The sequence below is a fragment of the Nigerium sp. genome (genome assembly GCF_039811905.1).
Lineage (GTDB): Bacteria > Actinomycetota > Actinomycetes > Propionibacteriales > Propionibacteriaceae > Propioniciclava.
Genome location: NZ_JBDHZL010000013.1, coordinates 18402 through 40535 on the forward strand (window position 1 = coordinate 18402; position 22134 = coordinate 40535).

The 22134-nt window shown below is 71.3% G+C and carries 18 protein-coding genes; 7 read left to right on the forward strand and 11 right to left on the reverse strand.

Annotation, left to right across the window (positions count from 1 at the left end):
* Positions 1-108: 108 nt before the first annotated feature.
* Positions 109-1929, forward strand: coding sequence for a long-chain fatty acid--CoA ligase (locus WMJ97_RS04515; protein WP_347347775.1), 1821 nt, complete (start codon positions 109-111; stop codon positions 1927-1929).
* Between the two features lie 7 nt (positions 1930-1936).
* On the forward strand, positions 1937-2794 hold the full coding sequence (locus WMJ97_RS04520; RefSeq protein WP_347347776.1) for a thioesterase family protein: 858 nt from the start codon (positions 1937-1939) through the stop codon (positions 2792-2794).
* 120 nt (positions 2795-2914) lie between these two features.
* Here the strand turns inward: WMJ97_RS04520 and WMJ97_RS04525 are convergent, their stop codons facing one another.
* Positions 2915-5314: a S8 family serine peptidase gene (locus WMJ97_RS04525; RefSeq protein ID WP_347347777.1), complete on the reverse strand. Its 2400-nt coding sequence runs from the start codon at positions 5312-5314 to the stop codon at positions 2915-2917.
* A gap of 121 nt (positions 5315-5435) precedes the next feature.
* Here WMJ97_RS04525 and WMJ97_RS04530 point away from each other — a divergent pair, with 121 nt between their 5' ends.
* Positions 5436-6275 carry a shikimate dehydrogenase gene (locus WMJ97_RS04530; RefSeq protein WP_347347778.1) on the forward strand — a complete coding sequence of 280 codons (840 nt, stop codon included), beginning with the start codon at positions 5436-5438 and terminating at the stop codon, positions 6273-6275.
* A 75-nt stretch (positions 6276-6350) separates the two neighbouring features.
* On the opposite strand, the gene WMJ97_RS04535 is transcribed toward WMJ97_RS04530, so the two are convergent.
* From WMJ97_RS04535 to gndA, 4 genes are all read right to left on the reverse strand, one after another.
* Positions 6351-7901, reverse strand: coding sequence for an SPFH domain-containing protein (locus WMJ97_RS04535; protein WP_347347779.1), 1551 nt, complete (start codon positions 7899-7901; stop codon positions 6351-6353).
* A gap of 69 nt (positions 7902-7970) precedes the next feature.
* Positions 7971-8480: an NfeD family protein gene (locus WMJ97_RS04540; RefSeq protein WP_347347780.1), complete on the reverse strand. Its 510-nt coding sequence runs from the start codon at positions 8478-8480 to the stop codon at positions 7971-7973.
* Positions 8481-8561: 81 nt separating this feature from the next.
* Complete coding sequence (locus WMJ97_RS04545; protein ID WP_347347781.1) at positions 8562-10859, reverse strand: sodium-translocating pyrophosphatase; 2298 nt, start codon at positions 10857-10859, stop codon at positions 8562-8564.
* Positions 10860-11041: 182 nt separating this feature from the next.
* On the reverse strand, positions 11042-12499 hold the full coding sequence (gene gndA / locus WMJ97_RS04550) for an NADP-dependent phosphogluconate dehydrogenase (RefSeq protein WP_347347782.1): 1458 nt from the start codon (positions 12497-12499) through the stop codon (positions 11042-11044).
* A gap of 236 nt (positions 12500-12735) precedes the next feature.
* Between gndA and uxaC the strand changes: the two genes are divergently transcribed.
* A complete protein-coding gene (uxaC, locus tag WMJ97_RS04555) occupies positions 12736-14160 on the forward strand; it encodes a glucuronate isomerase (RefSeq protein ID WP_347347783.1) in 1425 nt (474 codons plus the stop codon).
* A gap of 196 nt (positions 14161-14356) precedes the next feature.
* Positions 14357-15376 carry a LacI family DNA-binding transcriptional regulator gene (locus WMJ97_RS04560; protein ID WP_347347784.1) on the forward strand — a complete coding sequence of 340 codons (1020 nt, stop codon included), beginning with the start codon at positions 14357-14359 and terminating at the stop codon, positions 15374-15376.
* A gap of 30 nt (positions 15377-15406) precedes the next feature.
* Here WMJ97_RS04560 and WMJ97_RS04565 read toward each other — a convergent pair whose 3' ends face one another.
* The 3 genes from WMJ97_RS04565 to WMJ97_RS04575 all read right to left on the reverse strand — a co-directional run bounded on the left by WMJ97_RS04565 (position 15407) and on the right by WMJ97_RS04575 (position 18035).
* A complete protein-coding gene (locus tag WMJ97_RS04565; protein ID WP_347347785.1) occupies positions 15407-16687 on the reverse strand; it encodes a lactate racemase domain-containing protein in 1281 nt (426 codons plus the stop codon).
* Positions 16688-16782: 95 nt separating this feature from the next.
* Positions 16783-17442: a phosphatase PAP2 family protein gene (locus tag WMJ97_RS04570; protein WP_347347786.1), complete on the reverse strand. Its 660-nt coding sequence runs from the start codon at positions 17440-17442 to the stop codon at positions 16783-16785.
* 20 nt (positions 17443-17462) lie between these two features.
* Positions 17463-18035 carry a DUF664 domain-containing protein gene (locus tag WMJ97_RS04575; protein WP_347347787.1) on the reverse strand — a complete coding sequence of 191 codons (573 nt, stop codon included), beginning with the start codon at positions 18033-18035 and terminating at the stop codon, positions 17463-17465.
* Positions 18036-18096: 61 nt separating this feature from the next.
* Here WMJ97_RS04575 and WMJ97_RS04580 point away from each other — a divergent pair, with 61 nt between their 5' ends.
* Positions 18097-19065 (forward strand): WYL domain-containing protein, encoded by a 969-nt coding sequence (locus WMJ97_RS04580; RefSeq protein WP_347347788.1) that lies wholly within the window; start codon positions 18097-18099, stop codon positions 19063-19065.
* Here the strand turns inward: WMJ97_RS04580 and WMJ97_RS04585 are convergent.
* Genes WMJ97_RS04585 through pyrR form a run of 3 tightly spaced genes read right to left on the reverse strand, consistent with a single transcriptional unit; the run spans position 19049 to position 21795 of the window.
* Positions 19049-20314: a dihydroorotase gene (locus WMJ97_RS04585; protein ID WP_347347789.1), complete on the reverse strand. Its 1266-nt coding sequence runs from the start codon at positions 20312-20314 to the stop codon at positions 19049-19051. The genes WMJ97_RS04580 and WMJ97_RS04585 overlap by 17 nt on opposite strands.
* Positions 20311-21243 (reverse strand): aspartate carbamoyltransferase catalytic subunit, encoded by a 933-nt coding sequence (locus WMJ97_RS04590; protein ID WP_347347790.1) that lies wholly within the window; start codon positions 21241-21243, stop codon positions 20311-20313. Before WMJ97_RS04590 ends, WMJ97_RS04585 begins: the two co-directional genes overlap by 4 nt.
* The gene (pyrR, locus tag WMJ97_RS04595; protein ID WP_347347791.1) at positions 21244-21795 is read right to left on the reverse strand and encodes a bifunctional pyr operon transcriptional regulator/uracil phosphoribosyltransferase PyrR; all 552 of its coding nucleotides are present in this window, start codon (positions 21793-21795) and stop codon (positions 21244-21246) included.
* Between the two features lie 95 nt (positions 21796-21890).
* On the opposite strand from pyrR, the gene WMJ97_RS04600 reads away from it, so the two are divergent.
* Positions 21891-22130: a hypothetical protein gene (locus WMJ97_RS04600; RefSeq protein WP_347347792.1), complete on the forward strand. Its 240-nt coding sequence runs from the start codon at positions 21891-21893 to the stop codon at positions 22128-22130.
* The last annotated feature ends 4 nt before the right edge of the window (positions 22131-22134 follow it).

Genomic DNA, 22134 nt, shown 5'->3' on the forward strand with positions numbered 1-22134 from the left:
AACGACATTCTACCACCGGTTGACGGTTCAACCTGTTGCGTTGCGACGGCCGGCGCTGCACAATCCCTAGACTGACCACCTGTGACCCACGCTGACCGAAGGACGACCATGACCGAGCTGGACGAGGTTCTTGCCCAGTGCGCCCCTTCGGTGGGTGCCCTTCTCGACAGGAGGGTCGAGCTGACCCCCGACCGGGAGGCCTACCGCTTCCGGGGGCCCGACGACGCCTGGGTCAGCCTCACCTGGGCGCAGACGAAGGAGGAGGCGACCATCCTGGGTGCCGGGCTGCTCTCGTTGGGCCTCGCCTTCGAGGAGCGCGTGGCCATCGCCTGCTCGACGCGCATGAAGTGGGTGCTGCTCGACCTGGCCGTCAATATGGTCGGCGCCGCGACGACGACCGTCTACCCCAACACGAAGGGGGAGGAGTTCGCCCACATCGTCAACCACTCCGACTCCCGCATCTTCGTCGCGGAGAACGCCGACCAGCTGGCCAAGCTGCACGCGGAGCCGCACGCGGGCGTCCGGCACGTGATCCTGCTCGAGGGCACCGACACGGGCGGCGACGACCGCGTCCTGACGTGGGATGCCCTGCGCGAGCGCGGTAAGGCGCACCTGGCCGAGCAGCCGGGCTGCGTGGCCGAGGCCACCGCGGCCACCGGGCCGGACACGCTGGCCACCCTGATCTACACCTCGGGCACGACGGGCCTGCCGAAGGGCGTCGAGCTCACCCACCAGTGTTGGACGTACGAGGCCGCCGCCGTGGCCCACATGGGGTTCCTCGACGAGACCGACAGCCACCTGCTGTGGCTGCCCTTGTCGCACGTGTTCGGCAAGTGCCTGATCGCCGTCCAGTTGCACATCGGCTTCGCCGCATTCGTCGACGGCAAGATCGACCAGATCGTGAACGGGCTCGGCGAGACGCGCCCGAGCCTCATGTGCGGTGCCCCGCGGATCTTCGAGAAGGTCCGCAACGCGGTGGTGACGGCGTCCCCCAACGGCGGCCTGAAGGGCCGCATCTCGCGCTGGGCGTTCGCCGTGGGCGCCGCGTCCCGGCCGTACCGGCTCGAGGGACGCCCCATGCCGCGCCTGCTCGCCGCGCGCTACGCGCTCGCCGACCGCCTCGTGTTCAGCAAGCTGAAGGCCCGGCTGGGCGGCAACATCCGGTTCCTGGTGTCGGGCAGCGCGAAGTTGAGCCCGCAGGTGCAGCAGTGGTTCTACTCGGCCGGCATCACGATCATCGAGGGCTACGGCATGACGGAGAGCAGCGCGGTGACGTTCCTGAACCCGCCGTCGCGGCCGCGCTTCGGCACCGTCGGGCCCGCCGTGCCCGGGACGGTGGCGCGGGTCGCCGACGACGGGGAGATCCTCGTGAAGGGGCCGGGCGTCATGCGCGGCTACCACAAGGATCCCGAGAAGACCGCCGAGACCCTCGTCGACGGCTGGCTGCACACCGGCGACATCGGCGAGCTGGACGCCGACGGCTACCTCACCATCACCGACCGCAAGAAGGATCTGATGAAGACCTCGGGCGGCAAGTACGTCGCCCCGCAGAAGATCGAGAACGCGGTGGCGGCGAACGTCCCCTACGTGTCGCAGGTCGCGGCGGTGGGGGACGGCCGCAAGTACATCTCGGCTCTCATCACCCTCGATCCCGCCGCGCTGGAGCGGTGGGCCGCGAACCACAAGAAGACCGACCTCAGCTACGCCGAGCTCACGCAGCTGCCCGAGGTGCGCACGTCCATCGACCGCTTCATGGCCCGGGCCAACTCGAAGCTGGAGCGGTGGGAGACGGTGAAGCGCTACGCGATCCTCGACCACGAGTTCAGCGTCGCCGACGGCATCATGACGCCGAACATGAAGGTGCGTCGCGCGCACGTCGCCGATCGGTACGCCGACGTGATCGACTCCCTCTACGACGCCGAGGACTGACCTGACCGTGTTCACCTACGACGTGCCGCTGCGGTGGCTCGATCTCGACGCGCAGGGGCACGTCAACAACGGCAAGCTGGTCGACGTCCTGCAGGAGGCGCGCGTCGCGTTCACCCTGGCCGGGCCCATCGCGCACCTGCTCGGCAACGGCATCATCGTGGTCGGGCACCGGGTGGAGTACCTCCGGGCGGTCGACTTCGCGGCGTCCGTTCTGCGGGTCGAGCTGCAGGTCGGCAAGGTGACGCCGGCGCGGTTCACGCTCGGCTACGAGGTCTTCGCGGACGCCGTGCTCGTCGCGCGGGCGCAGACGGTCTGCTGCCTGTTCGACTTCGAGGCGCAGCGTCCGCATCGGCTGGAGGCCGAGGACCGGGCGTTCCTGTCGTCGTTGAGCACCGAGGTCGTCGAGCTGCCCGATCTCGGGTCCTGGAGCGTCGGCGAGCGCGCTCACGTGACGCCGCTGAACGTGCGCTGGTCGGATCTGGACTCCTACGGTCACGTGAACAACGTCCGGTTCTACGACTACGTGGGGGAGGCCCGCGTCCGGCTGATGGCGGGGCTGCTGCCGGGCCCGTCGATCCGCGGCAACGGGGAGGGGCCCGAGCACACGTGGCTGGTCGCGCGCCAAGACCTCTCCTACCTCGGGCAGCTGGCGTTCACCCTCGAGCAGATCTCCGTCCGGACGGCGATCGCCCGCCTCGGCCGCACCTCGGTCACGCTGGCGCAGACGATTCTGGACGCCTCCGGGCGTCCGGCGAGCGTCTCGACGACCGTCCTCGTGCACGGGGACGCCCACGGGCGCCCCAGCCCCCTTCCCCCCGAGCTGTCGGACGCCGCCGGCCGGTGGCCGGCGGCGTCCCGTCGCTGAGTGGAGCGTCCCCCGGGAGTGCGTTGCGAGGGCGCGGGTGGGCGTCCGCGAGCGCCGTGGGGCGTGTGACGTTTCCCACACCAGGGTGTGGAGAACGTCAGGTAGAAACGCCCACGGGGCTCAGGAGCGGACGTAACCGAAGACGTCCGCGATGAGGTGCAGCGTGGCGGGGGAGTTGTTCTTGGCCGCCACGCGTCCTGAGACGCCGATCTTCGTGATCGCCAGGTTCGGGATCGTCTGGTTCGCCACGAAGTTCAGGTTGGACGCCGTCGGCTCGGCCGTCCCGTTGGGGAAGGCGGTCAGGTTGCCGGCGGCCTTGGGCTGCGTGACGGTCAGGTTCATCACCGGCGCGAGGACGCCGCTCGCCGGCACCCCGCCCCTCCCGGTCACCTGGATCGCGCCGGTGGCGCGGGCGGCCAGCGGCGTCCCGGAGCGCGTGTCGAGGACGCGGGCCGGGTTCAGGGCGACGAACGAGCCGGGGACGGTCGGCGTCCCGGCGCGGTAGTACCCGGCGACGTCGGCGATGAGGTGGCTGGTGCCCTTGGAGTTGTTCTTCAGGTTCACCTGCCCGTTCGAGCCCACCCGCACGACCACGAGGTTCGGGATCGTCTGCCCGCCCACGAAGTTCAGGTTCGACGAGCTGGGCGCGGTGGTTCCGCCCGGGTAGGCGGTGATGTTGCCGGCCGCGCGCGGCTGGGTGACGGTCACGTTCATCACGACCGCCCCGACGCCGCTGGCCGGGACGCCGCCCCGCCCGGCGACCTGCACCCCCCGGACGCCGTTCGCCGGCACCGCCGCGCCCGTCCGGGTGTCGAGGATGCGGGCCGGGTTCAGGGAGGCGAATGTGCCGGCGGCCGTCGGCGTCCCGGAGACGTAGTAGCCGGCCACGTCGGCGATCAGGTGGCTCGATCCGCCGGAGTTGTTGGCGAGCGTCACGCGTCCGCCCGAGCCGAGCCGCACGGTCACGAGGTTCGGGATCGTCTGGCCCGCCACGAAGTTCAGGTTCGACGCGCTCGGCTTGGCCGCGCCGGTCGGGTAGGCCGTGATGTTGCCGGCCGCGGCCGGCTGCGTGACCGTCACGTTCAGCACGACGGCGGCCACCCCGGTCGTCGGAATGCCCCCGCGGCCGGTGACCTGCAGCGTGGCGCTGCTGTTTGGGGCGACCTTGGCGTTGCTCACGCGCGTGTCGAGGATGCGGCGCGGCTCCACCGGCCAGTACGTGCCGGCGGCCGCGGCGGCGGTGATGCCCGACGTCTTCAGCAGCCGGTTCGGCGAGCCGGTCTTGGCATCCGTCACCTTGCCCGTCGTCGCCTGCGCGACCAGGGCGTCCCGGACGGCCGCGGGCGTCGCCGAGCGGTGCCCCTCGAGGTAGAGCGCCGCGGTGCCCGTCACGTGCGGCGCGGCCATCGACGTGCCCGACATCGAGGTGACGCTGGTGTTGTTGCCGTTGTAGGCGGAGGTGATGTCCTCGCCCGGGGCGAACAGGTCGAGGCACGACCCGTAGTTCGAAAAGTCGGCGCGCACGTCCGTCTCCGTCGTCGCGCCCACCGTGATCGCCGCGGGCACGCGGGCGGGAGACTGGTTGCAGGCGAGCCTGCTGTCGTTGCCGGCGGACACGCTGACGCTCACGCCGTCCTTGATGAGGGCCGCCACGGCGGCGTCCAGTTCGGTGGAGATGGAGTCCGCGCCGACGCTCATGTTCGCGACGGCCGGCTGGCCGGCCTGATGCTGGCCGATCACCCAGTCGATACCCGCGATGAACCCGCTGACCGTGCCGCGGTTGTTGCAGTCGAGCACGCGCACCGGCACGAGGCTCACCGACTTCGCGACGCCCACGGTGGCCCCGCCCACCGTGCCGGCGGTGTGGGTGCCGTGGCCGTGGCAGTCGAGCGTGTTGCTGCCGACGTCGGTGACGTACACCCCGGGGAGCACCCGTCCGCCGAACTCGTTGTGGTTGGGGTTGATGCCCGAATCGATCATGTAGGCCGTGACGCCGCGTCCGGAGGGGGTGTACGTGTACGACTTGCTCAGCGGCAGGGACGTCTGATCGATGCGGTCGAGGCCCCACGACGGCGGGTTCGCCTGGGTCGTCGCCGCCCCGCTGATGACGCGGTCGGGGGTGACTTTCGCGACGTCCGGACGCTTCGCCAGCGCGCTCGCCTCGGCCTGGTTCGCCTGGACGATCGCGCCCGAGAACACCCGGTCGAGCGGCCGGACGACATCCGCCCCCACCCGCTCGGCCGTCGCGGCGCCGGCCTTCGACGACGTGCCCGGCTTGAAGGACACGATGTAGGTGTCGCCCACCTCGCTCGCGCCGCCCGCCCCGATGCCCTGGGCTTTGGCGGACGCCTGCGCCGGGGTGTTCGTCCCCGGCGCGTCTGGCTCGGACGCCGCCGGCGCGGCCGCCGGTGCGGACGCCGTCGGGGCCGCGTGGGCGTCCGGTTGCGCGGCCGCCCACGGGGCGAACGCGACGCACGCCGCGAGCAGCGACAGGGCGAGGTGACGGGGGGTTCTGGTCATGAAAGACTCGCTTCACCGGAGGTCGGGACCGCACGAACGTAGCAAAAGGGTGCGGTCATAGCGTGGAATCTAGAGCAATACGGACGTTATGTCGCCAAATATCGGCGCTACCGTAGTGCGGGTGAACGATCAATACCCCCCGACGCACCGCTGCGCGGTGCTCGGCTCCCCGATCAAGCATTCCCTGTCGCCGCTGCTGCACACGACGGCTTACGAGCAGCTCGGGCTCACCGGCTGGCGCTACGACCGCTTCGAGGTCAACGAAGACACCCTCGGCGACTTCCTCGCCCAGTGCGGCCCCGAGTGGGTCGGCCTCTCCTGCACGGCCCCGCTGAAGGAGAAGCTGCTGCAGTACGGGGACGCCAGCGAGCGCGCCACGCTGCTGCAGTCCGGCAACACCTACCTGTTCGACCACGAGGGCGGGAACCCGCGCATCGAGAACACCGACGTCATCGGCATGGTGCGGGCGCTGGGTTGGTTCGGCATCACGTCGGCGTCCCGGGGTGCGATCCTCGGCAACGGTCCGACGGCGCGCAGTTCCTTGCTCGTGCTGTCCGATCTGGGGGTCACCGACGTCGTCGTCCTGGCCCGCAACGCCGACCGGGCGACGGCGAGCCTCAGCGACTTGGCCGTCCGGCTGGGGCAGCGGCTCGAGGTGCGTTCCCTGGAGGATGACGCGGCCGGCGCCGACGTCACGATCAACTGCATCCCCGCCGAGCTGCCCGACGAGACGATCCGGCGCGTCGCCGGCTCCTCCGGCGCGATCTTCGACCTCGTCTACAGCCTCGGCCCGTCGCGGCTGGTGGCGGCCGCGTCCGACGCCGGCATCCCGGGGCTCGACGGCCTCGACCTGCTGGTCGGCCAGGCCATCGACCAGATCCAGCTCATGACCGGCCTCGACCCCGACACCGACCTGCTGCGGCGCGTCTGCCGCGAGGAGGTCGCGGCCGCCGCCCACTGAGCGGCGTCCGATCCACGAGAACGACAAGAACCCCGGGAGGCCGAGCCTCCCGGGGTTCTGCGCGCCGCGGCGTCCTCAGAAGCGGTTCTCGCCCCCGGACGCCTGCGCCGGGCGCTGCTCGGACGCCTCCGGCAGCGAGCCGGCGGCGGCATCGGACGTCGCCTGGCCGGTGTACTTCGCCAGCAGCTGCGCGAGGTCGACGCCGGTGGTGTTCTTCAGCATCTCCATCACCTCGACCATGTTGCTGTTGACCTGGCGCGGCAGTTGGCTCACCCCGTCGGTGCTGACCACGGTGAGCTTGTCGATGGACGACAGCGGCGCCGCGATCTCGCGGGCCATCTGCGGCAGCACCGAGACGAGCATCTCGAGCACGGCGGCCTCGTTGTACCGGGCGTAGGCGTCGGCGCGCTTGTTCATCGCCTCGGCCTCGGCCTGGCCGGTCGCGAGGATCGCGGCGGCCTTCGCGTCGCCCTCGGCCTTCACGGCGTCCGCCTCGGCGGTACGGCGGGCACGCTCGGCCTCGCCGCGCTTGGCGCCCTCGATGGCCTCGGCCTCGGCCAGGGCCGCGCGGCGGGACTTGTCGCCCTCGCCGGTGAGCCGGGACTTCTCGGCGTCCGCCTCGGCGGCGGCGATGGAGGCCGCCTTGCGGGCCTCGGCTTCGAGGATCGCGGACTGGCGCCGCGCCTGGGCCTCGGTCTCGACGCGGTAGCGCTCGGCGTCCGCCGGCTTGCGGACCTCGGTGTCGAGCTGCCGGTCCTTCAGCGCGGCCTGCCGGACGGCCACCTTCTCCTGCTCGGTGAGGATCGCCTGGTCGCGGTCGGCCTGCGCGAGCGGGCCGGACGCCGCCGCCTTGGCGGACGCGGCGTCCGTCTCGGACTTGATCTCGGCCTGTCGCAGCATCAGCTCGCGCTGGCTGAGCGCGATCTGCTGCTCGGCGGCGAGGCGGGACTGCTCGGCGGCCTGCCGCGCGTTCGCCTCGGCGATCGCGGCGATCTGGCCGACGCGGGCGGCCTCGGGGCGCCCGAGGTCGGAGAGGTAGCTGCCGTCGTCGGTGATGTCTTGAATCTGGAAGGTGTCGAGCAGCAGGCCCTGGCCGGTGAGCGCGGCCTCGGACTCGTCGGCGACGCGCTGAGCGAACGCCGCCCGGTCGCGGATGATCTGCTCGACCGACAGAGAGCCGACGATCGAGCGCAGGGCGCCGGCGAGCACCTCCTGCGTGAAGGTCTCGACCTCCTCCTGCTGGGTCAGGAACCGTTGCGCGGCGGCTCGGATCTGATCCTCGTTGCCGCCGACCTTCACGATCGCGACGCCGTCGAGGTTCAGCTTCACGCCCTGCCCGGAGACCGCCCCGCGGATCTGCACCGGGATGCGGCGGCTGGACAGGTCGAGCACGTGCAGCCGCTGCACGAACGGCACGACGAACACGCCGCCGCCCATCACGACCTTCTGGCCCGACAGGTCTTGGGAGACCTCGCCGGTTTCGAGGTTCTTCACCTCCTTCCCCTTGCGGCCGGTGATGATGTACGCCTCGTTCGGCCCGGCGACCTTGTACCGCGTGACGACCAACAGGCCGAGCAGCACGAGCAGGACGACGATGCCGATGATGGCGATCAGCGTGGGGGTCATGGCGATCCCTTCATGGGTGGTGGGGTGGGTGGGTGTGCGGGGTGGGGTCGGTCTGAGGTGGATCGAGGGTCAGGACGCCGCGTCGCCCCGGGTGGGCTGGACGCGGACGCTGGTGGCGGTGAGGGTCTCGACGATCCACACCTCGGTGCCGGAGGCGATGGGCTGGTCGGCCTTGGCGTTGAGCTTCGTCAACTGGCCGGTGCCCTGGACGCGGATCTCGCCGTAGCCGCCCTCGGGGATGGCGTTGATCACGACGCCGGTGCGGCCGAGCAGCTGCTGCGAGCGCGGGGCAGCCCCGCTCGACGCATGCCGGAGTTTCAGCGTGAGCCAGCCGGTGGCCGCCCCGACCGCGGTGCCGGACGCCGCGCCCACGGCCACGGACAGCGGGACGCTGCCGGTCGCGTCGAGCACGATCGCCCCGACGAAGCCGAGCGCGCCGAGGAACGCGGCCAGGCCGGCGCCGGTCAGCCAGTCGCCCGCGTCGATCGCGCTGAGGACGCCCTCGACGTGGTCGCCGATCACGAGTGAGATCAGGAGCAGCACGATCCCGACGGCCCCGATGCCCAGAAAGATCGTCACGGAATCGCCCCCTTCGTGGCGCTCATCCTACTGGGCGCCGGGCCGCGCGGGGCGTCCGGGTGGCGCACGCCACCCCGTGGTTCAGTCGCTCTCGGCGGCCAACTGCTCGAGGCGTCCCTCGCGGTCGACGCGGCTGGCGCGCAGCCGCGACCAGATCACCGCGCCGAAGGCGATGAGCATGGCGCCGGTGGCGATCGCGATCCGGACGACGTGGTTGGCCCCCGCGCCCACCGACAGCGCGACGATCGCCGGGGCGATGAGCACGGCGACGAGGTTCATCACCTTGATGAGCGGGTTGATCGCGGGGCCCGCCGTGTCTTTGAACGGGTCGCCGACGGTGTCGCCGATGACGGTCGCCGCGTGGGCGTCCGAGCCGCTGCCGCCGTGGAGGCCGTCTTCGACCAGCTTCTTCGCGTTGTCCCACGTGCCGCCCGAGTTCGCCAGGAACACGGCCATCAGGACGCCCGCGGCGATCGCCCCGCCGAGGAAGCCCGCCAGCGGCCCCACGCCCAGCCCGAAGCCGACGGCGATCGGCGCCGAGACGGCCAGCAGGCCCGGCGTCGCGAGCTCGCGCAGGGAGTCGCGGGTGCAGATGTCGACGACGCGGCCGTACTCGGGGCGCGCCTCGCCGGTCACGATGCCGGGGATCTCGGCGAACTGCCGCCGCACCTCGAACACGATGGCCCCGGCCGCCCGGGTCACGGCGTCGATCGCGAGCCCGGCGAACAGGAACACCGTGGCCGCGCCGAGCATCACGCCGACGAGGGTGACCGGGGAGACGATCTGGTAGCTGAGCATCGACGCGACGAGCCCCGGGACGTCCGCCCGATCGGTCACCTGGGCCAGCGCCGTGTTCACGCCGTCGGTGTACGACCCGAACAGCGACGTCGCGGCCAGCACGGCCGTCGCGATCGCGATGCCCTTGGTGATGGCCTTCGTGGTGTTGCCGTCGGCGTCCAAGGCCGTCAGGACGGCCTCGCCGTCGGCGTCCACGTCGTGGCTCATCACCGCGATGCCCTGGGCGTTGTCGCTGATGGGGCCGAAGGTGTCCATGGCGACGATCACGCCGACGGTCGTCAGCAGCCCGCAACCCGCGAGCGCGATCATGAACAGGCTGAGCAGGATCGAGCCGCCCGACAGCAGGAACACCCCGCAGATCGCCGCGGCGATCACGCCGGTCGTGTAGACGGCCGACTCGAACCCGACGCCGACGCCCGACAGGACGACGGTCGCGGGGCCGGTGAGCGACGTCCGGGCGACGTGGAGCGTGGGGCGCGAATCGGTGCCGGTGAAGTAGCCGGTCAGCCAGAGGATCACTCCGGCCAGCACCACGCCGATCACCACGGACGCCGACGCCAGCAAGCGCGGATCGCCGGGGGTGCCGGCGAGGTCGGCCGGGACGCCGGGGAGGGCCGCGAACGTCGCCGGCAGGTAGGCGTAGGCCGCGGCGATGGCCAGGACGGCCGCCACGGCGGCCGAGATGTAGAAGCCGCGGTTGATGGCCGACAGCGCGGACTCCTGCCCGCGCACGCGGGTGATCAGGACGCCGAGCGCGGCGGTCAGCGCGCCGATCGCCGGCACGATCAGGGGGAACACGAGGCCCTGCTCGCCGAAGACGGCGCGGCCCAGGATGAGGGCCGCGACCAGCGTCACCGCGTAGCTCTCGAAGAGGTCGGCCGCCATGCCGGCGCAGTCGCCGACGTTGTCGCCCACGTTGTCGGCGATGGTGGCGGCGTTGCGCGGGTCGTCCTCGGGGATGCTCTGCTCGACTTTCCCGACCAGGTCGGCGCCCACGTCGGCCGCCTTCGTGAAGATGCCGCCGCCGACGCGCATGAACATCGCCAGCATCGCGGCGCCGAACCCGAAGCCCTCCAGCACGACGGGCGCCTGCTCGCGGTAGAGCAGCACGACCCCGGCTGCCCCGAGCAGCCCCAGCCCCACCACGCTCATCCCGACCACGCCCCCGGTGCGGAAGGCGATGGACGCGCCGCGGGCGCGTCCATCGTCGTCGCGGGCCGCGGCGGCCACCCGGACGTTCGCCCGCACGGCCAGCCACATGCCCAGGTAGCCGATGGCGGCGGAGAACCCGGCGCCGAGAAGGAAGAACACCGAGCGGCCCACCCGGACGCCCACGTCGCCCGGCAGCAGGAACAGCAGCCCGAACGCCAGCAGCGCGAAGATGCCGAGGGTGCGGAACTGCCGGTTCAGGTACGCGGCCGCGCCCTCCTGGACGGCCTTGGCGATCGCCTGCATCCGCACCGTTCCCTCGCGGGCGGCGAGCACCTGCCGCGTGAGCACCAGCGCGTACGCGAGGCACGCGAGCGCCACCGCCGCGATCACCCACACGATGGTGAGACCGGTCGTGCCGTCTTCCAGCATTCGTCCTCCTCCGTGCCCGCTCGTGGCGGATACGCGCGTGTCGTCGTCGGGTCGGTTGTCCGGCGGTGCCTGGAGTCTAAGGGCGTCCGAGCGCGATTGGCAGCAGGCGTCCCCGCTCGCCCTCGGCGCCCAGGGACGCCGCGCGCCCCGGGCGGTTCGCCCGGGGCCCGCGGTGGTAGGGCTCAGTCCTCCTGGATCTCGCTGCGGTCGCCGGACCACACCGTGTGGAACGTGCCCGGCTTGTCGACGCGCTTGTACGTGTGCGAGCCGAAGAAGTCGCGCAGGCCCTGGGTGAGGGCGGCGTTGGTCCGCGGCGCGCGGACCATGTCGTAGTACGACAGCGCGGCGGCGAACCCGGGCACCGGGACGCCGGCCCGCGTCGCCTCGACGATGACCGAGCGCCAGGCGTCCTGGGCGTCGGCCAGGCCCTGCTTGATCGACGGCGCCTCCAGCAGCGTGGTGAGGTGGTTGGCCGCGTACTCGTTGCTGATGCGGTCGAGCAGCTTCGCGCGGATGATGCAGCCGGCCCGCCAGATCTTGGCGCAGTCGCCCACGTTGATCTCCCAGCCGTACTCCTGGGCGGCGACCCGGATCAGGTCGAGCCCCTGGGCGTAGGCGATCACCTTCGCGCACCACAGGGCGCCCGCGATCTGGTCGATGAAGGCCTGGCGATCCTCGACCGTGATGCCGCCCGCGGGGTCGGGTCCGGCGAGATCGGCGCCCTGGGCGGCCTCCCGCAACTCGGGGGACGACGACGTGGCGCGCGCGTACACCGACTCGGCGATCGTCGACGTCGGGACGCCCAGGTTCATCGACTCCTGCACCGTCCACGTGCCGGTGCCCTTCATGCCGGCGGCGTCCGTGATGATGTCGACGAGCGGCTTGCCGGTCTCGGCGTCCACCTGGCGGAGCACCTCGGAGGTGATCTCGATCAGGTACGAGTCGAGGTCGCCCGTGTTCCACTGGGCGAAGATGTCGGCGGCCTCGGCGGCGGACACGCCGATGCCCTTGAGCAACTCGTACGCCTCGCCGATGAACTGCATGTCGGCGTACTCGATCCCGTTGTGCACCATCTTCACGAAGTGGCCGGCGCCGTCGGTGCCGATCCACGTGCAGCACGGCTCGCCGTTGTACTGGGCCGAGATCTTCTCCAGGATCGGGCCGACGTGGGTGTAGGAGTCCTTCGGGCCGCCCGGCATCATGGACGGGCCCTTGAGCGCCCCCTCCTCGCCGCCGGAGATGCCGCAGCCGATGAAGTTGAGGTTCAGCTCGCGGAGCTTGGCCTCGCGCCGGCGGGTGTCCTGGAAGAACGAGTTGCCGCCGTCGATGAGGATGTCGCCGTGCTCGAGCAGGGGGGCGATCTCGTCGATCACCGCGTCCGTGCCGGCGCCGGCCTTGACCATCATCACGATGCGGCGGGGCTTCTTGAGCGAGGCGATGAAGTCCTCGATGGTCTCCGACGGCACGAAGTCGCCCTCGTGGCCGTGCTCGTCCATGACCGTCTTGGTCTTCGCGTAGGTGCGGTTGAAGATCGCGGTGGTGAAGCCCTTGCTGGCCATGTTGCGCGCCAGGTTCGACCCCATCACCGCCATGCCCACCACGCCGATGTCGGCGGTTCCGGTCTGCTGATCGTCAGTCATGTCTCCCTCTTTCATCGGACTTTCGTCGGAGTTCGTCGTGCTCGCGGCCGGGCGCGTTCCTGCTCGCGACGGCCGTGTCGGGTGGTTCGCGTGCCATTCGACCAGACCGAGCCGCTTTCACGCGAGAGATTGCCACGAAGTGCCTCCGGTTGGGAGAAAGGCTCGTCCGGAGGCAACCGTGTGCATCTTCGCCGGGTTCTTGCGGACGATCGCTCATCCCGGGTGAGAATGACCGCATGACACCGTCGTTGACCCTTCACCCGGATCGGCTCTTCCCGGCCGAGCGCGCCACCCGCGACATCGCCAGGTCGCTGTACGAGCAGGTCAAAGACCTCCCGATCATCTCGCCGCACGGCCACGTGCCCCCCGCTTGGATCGCGGACGACATCCCCTTCTCCGACCCGATGAGCCTCTTCCTCAGCCCCGACCACTACATCAACCGCATTCTCCACGGCCAGGGCGTCGACCTGGCCGACCTCGGCGTCCCGCCGGGCCGGGACGACGTCACGCCCGAGCAGGCGCGCGAGGCGTGGCGGATCTTCTGCACGCACTGGTACCTCTTCCGCGGCACCCCGATGAAGTACTGGATGGAGAGCCAGCTGGTCGACGTGTTCGGGATCGGCGTCCGTCCGTCGGCGGAGACCGCCGACCAGATCTATGACGAGGTGGCGGCCAAGCTGGCGACGCCCGAGTTCCGGCCGCGCGCGCTCATGGACCGTTTCGATATCGCTTTCATGGCCACCACCGACGACCCGTGCGACGACCTGCGCTTCCATCAGCAGCTCGCCGGCGACTCCTCGTTCCACCGCCAGGTGCGGCCGACGTTCCGTCCGGACCGCTACCTGGAGTCGGGGCGTCCGGACTGGGTCGCGAACGTCGACCGGCTCGCCGAGGTGAGCGGCGTCGCCACCGACACCTTCAGCGGCTGGATCGCCGCGATGGAGAACCGGCGCGCCTACTTCAAGGCGAACGGCGCGGTGTCGGCCGACCATTCGCATCCCGACCTCGGGACCCAGCCGCTCTCGCGCGTGGACGCCGAGCGTCTCTACAAGCAGGCCCGCACCGGCAAGATCGGCGTGGAGGAGGCGGCGTCCCTGCGCCGCACGATGCTGTTCGAGATGGCCCGCATGGCCAGCGAGGACGGCCTCGTCATGACCCTGCACCCGGCCGTGTTCCGCGACCACCACACCGAGACGTTCGAGCGGTTCGGGCCCGACGTCGGCGGCGACCTCCCGATCGCGGTCGAATGCGTCCGGGCGCTGCGCCCGCTGCTGAACGCTTTCGGGACCAACCCGAACTTCCGCCTGGTCGTCTTCACCATGGACGAGACCGCCTACGGGCGCGAGCTGGGCCCGCTGGCCGCGTTCTACCCGTCGATGTACGTCGGCGTCCCGTGGTGGTTCATCGACGCCCCCGACTCGATCAAGCGGTTCCGGCGCGCGGTGACCGAGTACGGGACGTTCTACAAGACGTCCGGGTTCATCGACGACACGCGGGCGTTCCTGTCGATCCCGGCGCGGCACGACATGTCGCGGCGCCTCGACTGCGTCCACCTGGCCGATTTGGTCGCCGAGCACCGCCTCGAGATGGACGAGGCGTCCGAGGTCGCCCACTCCCTGGTCTCCGATATCCCGCGCCACGTGTTCAACGTCCCCGCCTGACGTTTCTACCTGACGTTCTCCACCCCAGAGGGTGGAGAACGTCACACGGCTATCCACCGCCCGTCCGGACGCCGCCGGCGTCCGGACGCCGACGCTGACCGCGGCAGGGTCGGGGGAGGGGCGGCGCGCCCGAGGGCCGCCCGCGTCCGGCTCATACACGTTGCAACAAGTTGCCGTCGGGCCTAGGCTCCCTGGGGTGGGCAGAGCAGCGGACGGATCGGGATCCGACGCGACGATCTATGACGTAGCCAAGGTCGCCGGCGTTAGTCCCTCCACCGTGTCCCGCGCGTTCTCGCGTCCCGGTCGGGTGTCGGCGCAGACCGCCGAGAAGATCCGCAAGGTCGCCGACGAGCTCGGCTACCGCAGCCGCGAGATCACCCACCCGACGTCGCGCAACACCTCCAAGATCCTCGGCCTGGCGGTCACGGACATCACGAACCCGTTCAACTTCCGGGTGATCCGCGGCTGTCAGGCGGCGGCGTCCGAGGCCGGGTTCCTGGTGTCGCTGACCGATTCCCAAGAGTCGGAGAAGCTCGAGCGCGAGATGCTGCACCGCGCGCTGCCGCTGCTCGACGGGCTCGTCATCGCGAGCTCGCGCCTCTCCGACACCGAGCTCCGCACGATCGCGAAGTCGCTGCCCGTCGTCGTGCTCAACCGCCGCGTCGCGGGGCTGCAGAGCTTCGTCCCCGACATGGCGGCCGGCATCCGCCGGGCCGCCGAGCACCTGCTGACGTTCGGCCATCGCAACATCACCTACCTGGCCGGGCCGGAGGCGTCCTGGGCGGACGGGGTGCGCTGGCGCACCGTCCGCGACGCGGCGCGCGACCTGGGTTTCACCGAGCATCGCGTCGGTCCGTTCGCCCCGACGATCGCGGGCGGCCGCGCCGCCGGCGAGGTGATCGCCGCGCGCCGGCTCAAGGCCGTGATCTGCTTCAACGACCTCATGGCGATCGGGCTGATGCGGGCCCTGTCCGACCGGGGGCTCTCCGTGCCCGGCGACGTGAGCGTCATCGGCTTCGACAACATCTTCGCCTCGGCGATCGTCGCGCCCGGGCTCACCACCGTGGCCGCGCCGCTGACGATGCTCGGCGACGCCGCGATCCGCTACGTGATCTCGCAGTTGGGCCCGTCGAAGCAGGCGTCCTCGGGGCCGGTCACGGTTCCGGTGCGGCTGGTCGTGCGGGCGTCCACCGGCCCGGTGTCGGCGGGCCGCTGAGCGGCGTCCGCCCGCGACCCGCCCGGACGCCTACCGCTCAGACTTCAGCCGGTGCAGGATCTCGCCGGCGTTCGGCTGCACCGTCACGTCGGGGTCGGCCTCCCATCGCTCCAGGTTGATCTTCTTCGGGTCGAGGTAGCCGAGGTTCACCCGCTCGCACACGTCGGGCGGGATCTGCGTGGCGAGCGTCACCTTGATCCGGTTGTGCTCGACGCCCGTCTCGGGGTCGTACGTGCCCGCGCCGCGCACGTGCGTCGAGTGCGCCAGGACGCCCTTCGGCACGTCGGCGAACTTCTCCCACTGCTTCGTGAAGTACTCGATGCAGTGGTAGCCGATGTCGTAGATCTCGGGGTGCGTCTCGGAGATCTCGGTGACGTGCGGGGCGTAGATCACGACCTCGCCGCCGTCGGCCATCGCCGGCTGGGTCTTGTAGCAGCCCTTCGCGGCGGTCCAGATGTCGTCGTAGCGCGTCGGCATCATCGCGAGCACCCGCGTGAACGGCTCGTCGACGTAGACGATGTGGCTCTCGGCGGCCACGTCGGCGGCGGCCGCCCACGACTCCTCGCTCGTGCCGAAGGCCGCGAACTCCAACTCCCCGGACCCCGACTGCACCACCATCGACACCGCCAGCCGCGCGCCCGGGATCATCTCCGACCCCGCGTTGATGATCGCCCGCACCGGCGTGACGCCGCGCTTGCCGATCATGTCCTCCACGCCCGTCAGGGCGCCCACCCAGTGCGACAGGTCGATCGCCTCGTGGGTCGCGCAGCCCGGGATGAAGTACTTGTTGCCCCCGGAGATGCCGACGACCTCGTGCGGGAACACCGGCCCGAGCACGATGTTGACGTCGGCCTCGACCACGTACCGGTTGATCTCCACGTCGACCGACTGCTCCATCGCGCCGTTCGACAGCTCCTTGATCTGCTCGGCGGTCAGCGTGCCGACGCGCACGATCTGCTCGGGATCGGCCCACTCGTGGTTCACGATCGGCATGCCCGGGTACGCGGCGTCCAGCTCGCCCGGGTCGACGCCGAACCAGCGCTCGATCTCGTCGGGCTCCATGTAGGAGTGTGTGCCGAGGGCGATCACGCAGCGCAGCGATGCGACGCGGTCGATCAGATGCCGGTGCACCGTGCTCACGATGAGCGGCAGCGGGCAACTGCGGGTGGCGTCGGGGACGATCAGCACGACGTTCTTGCCGTCGACGTCGAGCCCGGCGAAGCTCTCCGCGACGAACCGGTCCAGCTCCGCGTCGGTGACGCGGTCGTTCGGGCCGCCGACGGTGGCGACGGGCGGATGAATCGTGGTCACGGCTGCTCCTCGGGTCGCGGCGAGCTTGGGGTCTCAGCATAGGTGCCCGCGCCGCGGCTCCCCCAGAGGGAGCCGCCCTTTTCGCGACGGACGCCTCAGGGCCGGGCGGCCGCGGCGTCCGTCCCGATCCGACGCCGGCCGCGGGCGGCGGCCATGGCCCGGGAGGCGCCCCACACCACGACGAACAGGCCGGCCGCACCGAAGGCGTCCAGGATGGAGTGTTGCTTCAGGAAGCAGGTGGACGCCGCGATCAGGGCGCACAGCGCCCAGGCGGCCACACGCACCCACGCGCGCCTGACGTACCTGCTCGTCGCCAGGCAGTGCGCGACGACGATCGACGTGTAGACGTGCAGGCTCGGGAACACGTTGCTCGGGTCGTCGAAGCCCTGCAGGGATGCCACGACGTCGGTCAGGACGCCGGGCCGCGGGTACACCGCCGGACGCAGTTCCTGCGTCGTCGGCCACAGCGTGTAGCCGATCAGGCAGGCGGTCATGCCGACGATCAGCAGAAACGCCAGCCGCGGGATCTCGCGGTAGGGGCGGGCGTCCTTCACGAACAGCCAGCCGATGAAGCCCAGCAGGTACGGGAACCACGCGAAGTAGGCGATGACCCAGCGCTCGTCGAAGGGGATCAGGGCGTCCAGGGGGGACGCCACGACGATCATGTTCTCCGACGGGCGCCCCTCGAGCAGGAAGTACCACGCCAGGAACACCGGAAGGTACAGCAGCGGCAGCAGGCGTTTCCCGAGGGTCACGCCCGCACCCTACCGGCCCCTCAGGCGTCGCCGAGCGGCGTCCACGGCTGGAGGAAGGCGTTGCCGGGCAGACCCTGGACGGCCAACAGCAGGCTGCCCGCTGTGGCACCGTCCAGTTCCTCGCGGATGATGTCGGCATGACCGGCGTGCCGCGCGAACTCTTCCACGTGGTGCAGGAGCCGGAACCGCTTGTTCGCGGGCATCCGCTCGGTCAGGCCGAACCACGGCGCCGGGTCCTCCAGCGTCTCGGCGTCCAGGTCGGCCGCGGCCACGGCCGCCAGGTACGGCGGCACGGCGGCGTCGAAGCGCTCCCGCACGGCCTCGAGCGTGTCGCCCGGCAGCATCTGGAGGTTCTCGAAGTACGCCTCGAACCGGTCGTCGCGCGGCGGGAGCCCGGCCGCGGCGTCCGCGTACGCCTCGCAGATGGACGCCACATGCTTCAGCAGGGCGCCGATGGACAGGGCGCTGCGCAGCGGCGTGGCGCGCGCCTGCTCGTCGGTGAGGCCGTGCGCCGCGGTGCGGAGCGCCTGGAGTTGGTCGTCGAGGTAGCCCACGAGGGCGGCGGATTCGGTGTACGTGTCTGGCTTGAGCATGACCACAGCATCCGACCCCAATAGGACAGGTTCTGTCCGCTGCCTCTGCCACACTCGGCTCATGGCCGACACCACCGCCCGCGCCCTGCGTCTGCTCTCGCTGCTCGAGGCCCGCGCCCAGTGGTCGGGCACCGAGCTGGCCGACCGGCTCGGCGTCACCACCCGCACGGTCCGCCGCGACGTGGACCGGCTCCGCCAGCTCGGTTACCCGGTCACCGGCGAGCACGGCGCGGAGGGTGGCTACCGGCTCGGCCGCGGCCTGCGCCTCCCGCCGCTGCTCCTGGCCGACGACGAGGCCGTCGCCGTGGCCGTCGCCCTGCGCGTGGCCGCCGGTTCCCACGTGACCGGCGCCGGCGAGGCCGCCGTGCGCGCGCTCGGCAAGCTCGACCAGATGCTGCCCGTCGCCCTCCGCGAGCACGTGCGTGCACTGGGCCAGGTCATCGACGTACGCCCGGCCACCGGCGACGTGGACGCCGACGCCCTCGTCACGCTCGCCAGGGCCGTCCGCGACCGCACGCGGGTCCGCTTCGTCTACGGCGATCCGCCCGCCGATCGCGACGTCGAGCCCGCGGGCGTCGTCACCACCGGTCGCCGCTGGTACCTCCACGCCTTCGACCCGGCCCGCGACGACTGGCGCACCTTCCGCATCGACCGCATGGACGCCGTCACCGCCACCACGTGGCCTTTCCGGCCGCGCCCCGGCCCCGATCCGGCCGAAGCCGTCCGCCGCGCGGTCGCCCACGCCTGGCGCGGCACCCCGTACGCCGTCGTCTACGACGCCGCGCCGGACGCCGTCGCTGCGGCCGGCTGGTGGGGCCCGGAGGTGCGCTTCGGAGTGCTGCCGGACGGGCGCACCGAGGTGCGCGGCGAGGAGGACCGCCTGGAGGTGCTCGCGTGGTACCTCACCCGCGCGGCGCTCACCCTCGACTGCGGGCTCACGGTCGTCGAGCCCGACGCCCTGCGCTCCGCCTTCACCCGGCTCGGCACGCGGGTCGCCGGGTTCGGGGACGCCGTCAGCGCCGGTACGTGACCCGCCCGGCCCACACGGTCGCGACGACCGGGTCGGGCAGGTCGCGTCCGTCGTAGGGGTTGTTGCGCGCCTTGGACGCCGAAGCCGCCTTGTCGACGGTCGCGCGGGCGCCCGGATCGACGAGGACGACGTTCGCCGGCTCGCCCACCGCGATCGGACGCCCCTGGTGCGGCAGCCGGCCGATCTCGGCCGGCTTGGCCGACATGCGGGCGACGAGGGTGGGCCAGTCCATGCGTCCGGAGTTGACCATCACGTCGACGACGACCCCGAGCGCCTGCTCGAGCCCGATCATGCCGGGCAGCGCGACGTCGAACGGGTGATCCTTGCTCTCGACGGTGTGCGGCGCGTGATCGGTGGCGACGACGTCGATCGTGCCGTCGGCCAGCGCCTCCCGGACGGCCTCGAGGTGCTCCGAGGTCCGCAGCGGCGGGTTCACCTTGAACGTCGTGTCGTAGCTCTCGACGAGCGGCGTGTCGAGCAGCAGGTGATGCGGGGTGACCTCGGCGGTCACGGCGATGCCGCGGGCCTTCGCCCACCGGATCACGTCGACGCTCTCCGCGGTCGAGATGTGGCAGGCGTGGTAGCGCGCGCCGCAGTACTCGGCCAGTTGGACGTCGCGCGCGATGACCGCCGACTCCGCCACCGACGGCCAGCCCGGCAGCCCGAGCCGCCCCTGGATCGCCGACTCGTGGCAGCAGGCGTCCGGACCGGCGAGCCGCGGATCCTGCGCATGCTGCGCCAGGACGCCGTCGTATGTCTTCAGGTAGGTGAGCGCCCGGCGCATGATCAGCGAGTCGGAGACGCAGCGCCCGTCGTCGGAGAACACCCGGACGCCCGCGTGCGTCGCCATGAGCCCCAGCTCGGCGAGCTCCTCGCCGGCGAGCCCCTTCGTGACCGCCCCGATCGGGACGACCTCGCAGTGGCCGTCGCGGCGTCCGAGTTCGGCGACGAAGGACGCCGCCTCCGCCGTGTCCGTCACCGGGTCGAGGTTCGCCATCGCGAAGACGGCCGTGTAGCCGCCCCGCGCCGCGGCTGCGGTGCCGGTGGCGACGGTCTCGGCGTCCTCGTGGCCGGGCTCGCGCAGGTGGGTGTGCAGGTCGACGAGGCCCGGAAAGGCGAGCAGCCCGTCGGCGTCGAGACGCTCAGGATCGCTCACCTCGGACGCCGGCACGAAGACCCCGTCGCGGACGCCGAGGTCGCCCGTCGTCCCGTCGGCGAGCTTCGCCCCGGTGATCAGCAGGTCGGTCACTTCTCTCCCTCCCCACCCAGCAGGTGGTACAGCACGCTCATCCGGACGGCGACGCCGGCCGACACCTGATCCAGCACCCGGGACGCCGCCGCGTCGGCCGCCTGGCTCGAGATTTCCACCCCGCGGTTCATCGGGCCGGGGTGGAAGATCGCGGCGGCGTCCTTCATGCGGGCCAGCCGCTCGGGCGTCAGCCCGTAGCCCTCGGCGTATTCGCGGGCCGTCGGGAAGAACCCGCCCGACATCCGTTCGCGCTGCACGCGGAGCATCATCACGATGTCGGCCTCGCCGATCACCTCGTCGAAGTCGTGGGTGACCGGGCAGCCCCAGGTCTCGACGCCGGTGGGCAGCAGGGTCGGCGGGCCGACGAGCACGACCTCGCCGCCGAGCGTCCGCTGCAGCAGCACGTTGCTGCGGACGACCCGGCTGTGCAGCAGGTCGCCCACGATCGCGATCTTCTTGCCGGCGAACTCGCCGTCGCCCGTCGCGCGGAAGTGGCGCCGCATCGTGTAGGCGTCCAGCAGGGCCTGCGTGGGGTGCTCGTGCCGGCCGTCGCCCGCGTTGACGACGCTCGCGCGCACCCACCCGGACGCCTGCGCGACCGCCCCCGAGCTGGGGTGCCGGATGACGAAGCAGTCGACGCCCATCGAGTCGAGCGTCAGCATGGTGTCGCGCATCGACTCGCCCTTGCTGACCGAGCTGCCCTTCGCGGAGACGTTGATGGTGTCGGCGCTCATCCACTTGCCGGCGATCTCGAACGACGTCCGCGTGCGCGTGGAGTCTTCGAAGAACATGTTGATGATCGTCTTGCCGCGCAGGGTGGGCAGCTTCTTGATCGGCCGGGACTGCACGTCGTGCATCTCCTCGGCCACGTCGAGGATCGCCGTGGCCTGGCCCAGACTCAGGTCAGCGGCGCTCAGCAGGTGATGCATTCAGGCTCCCAGTCCTCGGGTGATGGTGACGGCGTCCTCGCCGTCGATCTCGGCGAGCCGCACGGTGACGCGCTCGTCGGACGATGTCGGCAGGTCCTTGCCCACGTGGTCGGCCTGCACCGGCAGCTCCCGGTGCCCCCGGTCGACGAGGACGGCCAGGCGGACGGCGCGGGGGCGTCCGATGTCTTTGATGGCCTCCAGGGACGACACGACCGTCCGCCCGGAGTTCAGCACGTCGTCGACGAGCACGACGACGCGGTCGTCGATGCGGCCCGGGATCTGCGTGCGGCCGACCGCGCGGGTGGGATTGCGGCGCAGGTCGTCGCGGTACATCGTGATGTCGAGTTCCCCGACCGGGACGTCGACGCCCGACGCCTCCGAGATGATCGTGCCCAGCCGCCGCGCCAGCGGGACGCCGCGGGTGCGAATCCCCAGCAGCGTGAGCCCCTCGGCCCCCGCATTCGCCTCGATGATCTGGTGTGCGATGCGGGTGAGCGCCCGGGAAATGTCCCCGGCATCCCACACCACCCGCGTGCCCTCGTCGCTCTTCACTCGATGCCCTTCGCCGCTCGGGTCTGACCGCGCCGATGCCGCACCGGGGGTCATCGAGCGTTCAATCTAGCGCAGGATTTCGGTACGGTTAGGCCATGTCAGAGTTGAGCGTGCTGTTGATCCCGCTGCAGACCCTGCCGGGCTACCCGGCCGCCCCGACGCCGAGCCTCATGGATTTTCTGTGGTTGCTCATCATCATCCCGGGCCTCATCGGCGTGCTCGTCACCGGGCTCACCATGGGTCGCTCCTGGCTCGGCCAGGATCGCGAGGAGAACGCGGCCATCGAGCCCTTCCACGCCCTGCAGGGGCGCGACGCGCGCGAGCTCGAGTCCTGATCGC